Here is a 6,000-nt window from a genome sequence, read left to right as displayed (position 1 = left end):
TCGGGAAGGCTAGCAGAACGGCTTTGGGAAAGCCGGCCAGAGAGGGTGAAAGCCCCGTAAGCGAAAGCCTGACAGACACGGCGGTATCCAGAGTACCACGAGACACGAGAAACCTTGTGGGAAGAGGCGGGGACCACCCCGCAAGGCTAAATACTCCTTAGTGACCGATAGCGCATAGTACTGTGAAGGAACGGTGAAAAGAACCCCGGGAGGGGAGTGAAAGAGAACCTGAAACCATATGTTTACAAGCTGTGGAAGGGCCTTACGTGCCCAACCGCGTACTTTTTGTAGAACGGTCCGGCGAGTTACGCCGGCTGGCAAGGTTAAGGGCTAAAGGCCCGGAGCCGAAGGGAAACCAAGTCTGAATAGGGCGAAGGAGTCAGCCGGAGTAGACCCGAAACCGGGTGATCTATCCATGTCCAGGTTGAAGTTGCCGTAAAAGGCAATGGAGGACCGAACCCACATCCGTTGAAAAGGGTGGGGATGAGGTGTGGATAGGGGAGAAATTCCAATCGAACCCGGAGATAGCTGGTTCTCCTCGAAATAGCTTTAGGGCTAGCCTCATACGAGTCTTGCGGAGGTAGAGCACTGAATTTCCTAGGGGGCGTCAAAGCTTACCGAAGAATATCAAACTCCGAATGCCGCGTAGATGATGTATGGGAGTCAGACTGCACGAGATAAGTTGGGCAGTCGAAAGGGAAAGAGCCCAGACCTGCGGCTAAGGCCCCAAAATGTGTGTTAAGTGGAAAAGGATGTGGGATTTCGAAGACAACTAGGATGTTGGCTCAGAAGCAGCCATGCATTCAAAGAGTGCGTAATAGCTCACTAGTCGAGAGGTCCCGCGCCGAAAATGTCCGGGGCTGAAACACACTGCCGAAGCCCGGGGATGTACCAAGTACATCGGTAGAGGAGCATTGGATGCGGGAGGAAGCGGCACCGGAAGGAGCCGTGGACCGCATCGAAGAGAGAATGCCGGAATGAGTAGCGAGAGGAAGGTGGGAATCCTTCCGGCCGAATATCCAAGGTTTCCAGAGTAAAGCTGATCTGCTCTGGGTAAGTCGGGGCCTAAGGCGAGGGCGGGAGCCGTAGCCGATGGACAACAGGTTGAGATTCCTGTACCGCGATATGACAGAACTGTGGGGACACGCGTGGAAAGCATAAGCCGGGAATGGAAAGACCGGCGCAAGCGGGGTAGGGGCTGCATAGGCAAATCCGTGCAGCGTAACCCGAAGCCGTGACGCGTACCGAACTGCAAGTAGGGAAGTATGCGAGCCATGCGTCAAGAAAAGCCGCTATCGCTCATATCGCGCCCGTACCGCAAACCGACACAGGTAGATGAGGAGAGAATCCTAAGGCCGACGGGAGAAGCATTGTCAAGGAACTCGGCAAAATGACTCCGTAACTTCGGGAGAAGGAGTGCCATAGAGATATGGCCGCAGAGAATTGGCCCAAGCAACTGTTTAGCAAAAACACAGGTCTATGCGAAGCCGCAAGGCGAGGTATATGGGCTGACGCCTGCCCGGTGCTGGAAGGTTAAGGGGAGAGGTTAGAGCGATCGAAGCCTTGAACTTAAGCCCCAGTAAACGGCGGCCGTAACTATAACGGTCCTAAGGTAGCGAAATTCCTTGTCGGGTAAGTTCCGACCCGCACGAAAGGCGTAATGATTTGGGCACTGTCTCGACAATGCACCCGGTGAAATTGAAGTACCAGTGAAGATGCTGGTTACCCGCGCCAGGACGGAAAGACCCCATGGAGCTTTACTCCAGCTTGATACTGGGATCCGGTATTGCATGTACAGGATAGGTGGGAGGCTAGGAAGCGATGACGCCAGTCGTCGCGGAGCCGCTGTTGGGATACCACCCTTGCAGTGCTGGGTTTCTAACCAGCAGCCGTGAACCGGCTGGGGGACAATGTCAGGCGGGGAGTTTGACTGGGGCGGTCGCCTCCGAAAGGGTATCGGAGGCGCTCAAAGGTCCTCTCAGAATGGTCGGAAACCATTCGCAGAGCGCAAAGGCAGAAGAGGGCTTGACTGCGACACCGACGGGTGGAGCAGGTACGAAAGTAGGACTTAGTGATCCGGTGGTATAAAGTGGGATTGCCATCGCTCAACGGATAAAAGCTACCCTGGGGATAACAGGCTTATCACTCCCAAGAGTTCACATCGACGGAGTGGTTTGGCACCTCGATGTCGGCTCATCGCATCCTGGGGCTGAAGTAGGTCCCAAGGGTTGGGCTGTTCGCCCATTAAAGCGGTACGCGAGCTGGGTTCAGAACGTCGTGAGACAGTTCGGTCCCTATCCGGCGCGGGCGTAGGATATTTGAGAGGAGCTGTCCTTAGTACGAGAGGACCGGGATGGACTGGCCGCTGGTGGATCTGTTGCGCCTCCAGGCGCATGGCAGAGTAGCCAAGCCGGGACGGGATAAACGCTGAAGGCATCTAAGCGTGAAGCCCCCCTCGAGATGAGATATCCCTGGCGTTAAGCCAGTAAGACCCCTTGAAGACGACGAGGTAGATAGGATAGAGGTGGAAGTGCAGCAATGCATGGAGCTGACTATTACTAATCGGTCGAGGGCATGACCAGAGAGGCTGGAAGGCAGAAAAAGACTCGGAGTTGGAGTTTTGGATGGAAGTATTTCCCGTATGCGGTTTTGAAGGTATATATAGGGCACCAGGAGGCCATACTAAAGTGTGGAGGCCGGTGTTTTTCTTTCATTACAGATAGCATGATCCTCGATAGCTCAGTGGTAGAGCATTCGGCTGTTAACCGAAGGGTCGTTGGTTCGAGCCCAACTCGGGGAGTTTGAAAAGTCCGTAAAACTAGTGTTTGCGGGCTTTTTTGTTGTATAAAATAAATTAAAATGTTAGTGAAATTATTCATATACAATTGATTTACTAATGCTAAATAAAAAAGGCGATAATGACGATATTTATGCTCATTGGTATATCTATCCATTCCACCTGATTGGATGCGGCAGAGAATGTAAAAAAATATGTAGAGACATGAATCTCACTGGCTGAATGTAACAGATGCGGAGGAAACGTTTGATTTTCATAAAAATGCTAACGGGTAGATTGAACGTACATTAAAGATACCAATACTTATCCAGTCAAAACTTCAAAGAGATTTATTAGAAGAACTGAAAGACAAGGATCAGGATACCTTAACAGGCGAGGAGAAAGAACTCATAAAGGGATTGGAGACATCAGAGATATACGCCTGTGGCTTTTACCCTGTGCAGGAAGCCCAGTAGCAGCCGTTTTTTTGAATGGAGCTCTCGAGATTAGTAAAGGGCAGAATATAAAATACTCTGACCGAAAGAAGGCGGTGATCATTGCACGACGAACAGACGTGTCCGAAGGAACCCGTTTCTTCCATGCATTGTAACCCGAACGTGAAACGCCTAATTTTTTCAGTGTTCCGCTGACAGAAACTTGACGTTTCACAGGCAGGGATTTGATTTCTTCCACGTACTCAGAAGTAGCCGTGAGAGTGTGAAACTTGGGACCTGTTGACAAACTAAAGAAAAATGACCTTCTGTATGGTATACTTATTATATCAATTGCAGGAGGTCACTTTTTATTATGGGAATAAAACGACAAATCCAAATGATAATCCTTGATATAGATTCCATGATTCCAGAGAATCATCTTCTGAGACAGATTAAAAATGTGTAAACTTTGATTTTATATACGAAAAAGCTGCTCCTTATTATTCTAATTCAGGAAGAAAATCTATTGATCTAAAATCAGAGCGAAGGCTTGATGAGGAAGTATCACCTAACCTTTCTTACCGTTGGTTTTGTGGGATTGATCTCATGCACAGAGTACCGGATCATTCCACTTTCAGCCAGAACCGAAAACGATGTTTTAAGGATGCCAGTATCCTCCGCGAAATTTTTAATGAGATTGTTCTGAAGTGTATAGAAACAAGGACAATTATGTGGATATCAGGAAATTGGTTTAGACGGTGGATATGATATAGGAGCGGCACACAGAGGGCTGGAAATATTAGATTTCCTGAAGATAAACTTGCTGAATTATCAATCGGAACATTGGTTATTAGAATCAGAATCCCACAGACGAGAGAATAAAAGGTACCAATACCGGGAACATCGCCAAAGGAGAAACCGCTAAGTATAGCGTACAAAGGATTTTCCTTGAGTAAAGCGACTCAGCGGGTAATAGAAGTAATCTTAAATTTAATGGATAACAGGCAGGAACGAAGCATGCAGGAAGGAATTCTTGGAGCAGGCCCATGTTTGGAATAACGTTCCAGCATAAGGGATCTGGGTAGAAATGGAAAATTTCAGTCAGGCCAAAATCCTGATAGGCGGCATGGCCGCCGATGTTACAAGGGAACATAAAAATCGCCTCCAGTCGATGAAAATAGAATATATTCAATCGGCTTCGCCGTAAATTTTGAGTGATCTGTCAAGCCTTTTGGCGAAAATAGTGGGTGATTTTCAATAATAAAAACGGGCGAAAAATCGAGAATATCCGCATAAACACTAAATCTATCAGAGAGGTGCTGAACAGCACTCTTTACAAAACAGAGGCTAATAAGTAGTTTTTCAAAAGCAGAAAAGAAATGACAATGCTGAAAGAAGCATGATATAATGATTGTAAAGACATATCGGAAATTGTAAAGGAGAAACGAGTATGCTAGATAAAATACCTAAGGCAGAGGAAATGACTGCTTTAGTCGGACAATCATTATATGATATATGGAATAAACTGTGTACCTTAATTGATGAAAAATATGAAATGGAATGCTTGTGGAACAAAGGTGGTAAAGCGTGGACTTATGAGTATAAGTACCGTCGAGGCGGAAAAACGCTTTGTACATTGTACGCAAGAGAAAACTGCGTAGGATTTATGATTATCTTAGGGAAAGATGAAAGATTAAAATTCGAAACAGATAGAAATAATTATTCAAAAGAAGTTCAAAAAATTTATGATGAAACTAAAACCTATCATGACGGAAAATGGCTGATGTTTGAGCCAACGGATACAACCTTGTTTGGTGATTTCGTTAAACTGCTGGAAATAAAAAGAAAGCCCAACAGGAAGTAATGATTTTATACTTGAATTAGAATACAAATCCAGTTTATGTGGAAGATAAACTCAAAATCTCGCAAACTAACGGAGTGATCCGCCCACGGTAAGAGCGATTTCCGCAACGTGCCTATGAGCGAGGAAACAGAGAAAGCCTTTCGACGGGTGCTGAAAAGGAAGCAGAAGCCAACGTTCAAAGAGATAGACGGGTACCGTAATTTTCTGTTCATCAGTCCCAACGGCGCCCTATGCAGGAAAGCAATTATAAATCGGTGCTGGACGGTGTTTTGAAGAAGTACAACAAGAACCATGAGAAAACGCCGTTGCCGAAGATAATGCCCCGTAGCCTAAGACATACGTTCTGTACACCGCTTGCACGGAAGAACATGAACCCGAAGAATTTACAGTATATCATGGGACACGCAAGCATAACGATAACGCTGGACTTATACGCCCATGCGTCAGAGGCAGGAGCAAACAGAGAAATGCGAAGTCTGATAGCGTAATTTACAACGATTTATACAACGTTTTACGGCGGAAATATGCGTAGTTAGGTTCAGTTGCGCAGTGTACCTGTAACATGAATATGAAGAAAGACCGTCAAACCCTTATAAACAGGGATATATTGACGGTTCGTGATAGTTATAAAAAGATACTCGAAAATCTATGCTGTTTTTCTGAAGAAAGGGATGGGAAGCTTTGAAAAATAAGGGCTGAGAATTCCGAGAATTTATAATCATCAAACGGAGGGGGAAACAGTGACATTACAACAGTTAAAATACGCCATAGAAATAGCAAAAAGAGGTTCCATGAATGCTGCGGCCAAGAGTCTTTATATTTCTCAGCCCAGCCTGTCAAATGCAATCCGGGAGTTGGAAAATGAGCTTAATTTCGATATCTTCATTCGCACAAATAAGGGAATTAGTGTGTCCCCGAAAGGGAAA

Annotated in this window: 3 protein-coding genes, 1 tRNA gene, 1 rRNA gene and 1 pseudogene (1 of these 6 cut by a window edge); all 6 read left to right on the top strand. The window is 46.4% G+C overall.

Annotated elements, in window-relative coordinates; all coding sequences use genetic code 11:
- Positions 1-2,582: ribosomal RNA gene (locus HDCHBGLK_RS02180) — 23S ribosomal RNA — on the top strand (it extends 314 nt beyond the left edge of the window).
- Between the two features lie 146 nt (positions 2,583-2,728).
- Positions 2,729-2,800: transfer RNA gene (locus tag HDCHBGLK_RS02175), tRNA-Asn, on the top strand.
- A gap of 887 nt (positions 2,801-3,687) precedes the next feature.
- Positions 3,688-3,978, top strand: a complete 291-nt coding sequence (locus HDCHBGLK_RS20165; RefSeq protein ID WP_082210510.1) for a transposase — start codon at positions 3,688-3,690, stop codon at positions 3,976-3,978.
- Positions 3,979-4,660: 682 nt separating this feature from the next.
- Positions 4,661-5,074 (top strand): DUF3788 domain-containing protein, encoded by a 414-nt coding sequence (locus HDCHBGLK_RS02155; protein WP_004604929.1) that lies wholly within the window; start codon positions 4,661-4,663, stop codon positions 5,072-5,074.
- Positions 5,075-5,304: 230 nt separating this feature from the next.
- On the top strand, positions 5,305-5,562 hold the full coding sequence (locus HDCHBGLK_RS19190) for a tyrosine-type recombinase/integrase (RefSeq protein ID WP_004604931.1): 258 nt from the start codon (positions 5,305-5,307) through the stop codon (positions 5,560-5,562).
- Between the two features lie 303 nt (positions 5,563-5,865).
- Positions 5,866-5,937, top strand: a pseudogene (locus tag HDCHBGLK_RS19910) (LysR family transcriptional regulator); the annotation flags it as partial.
- Between the last annotated feature and the right edge of the window lie 63 nt (positions 5,938-6,000).

It is taken from the genome of [Clostridium] scindens ATCC 35704 (assembly GCF_004295125.1).
Classification (GTDB): Bacteria; Bacillota; Clostridia; order Lachnospirales; family Lachnospiraceae; genus Clostridium_AP; species Clostridium_AP scindens.
The sequence above is the reverse complement of the archived record's forward strand: the minus strand, read 5'-3'. Positions and strand labels throughout refer to the sequence as shown.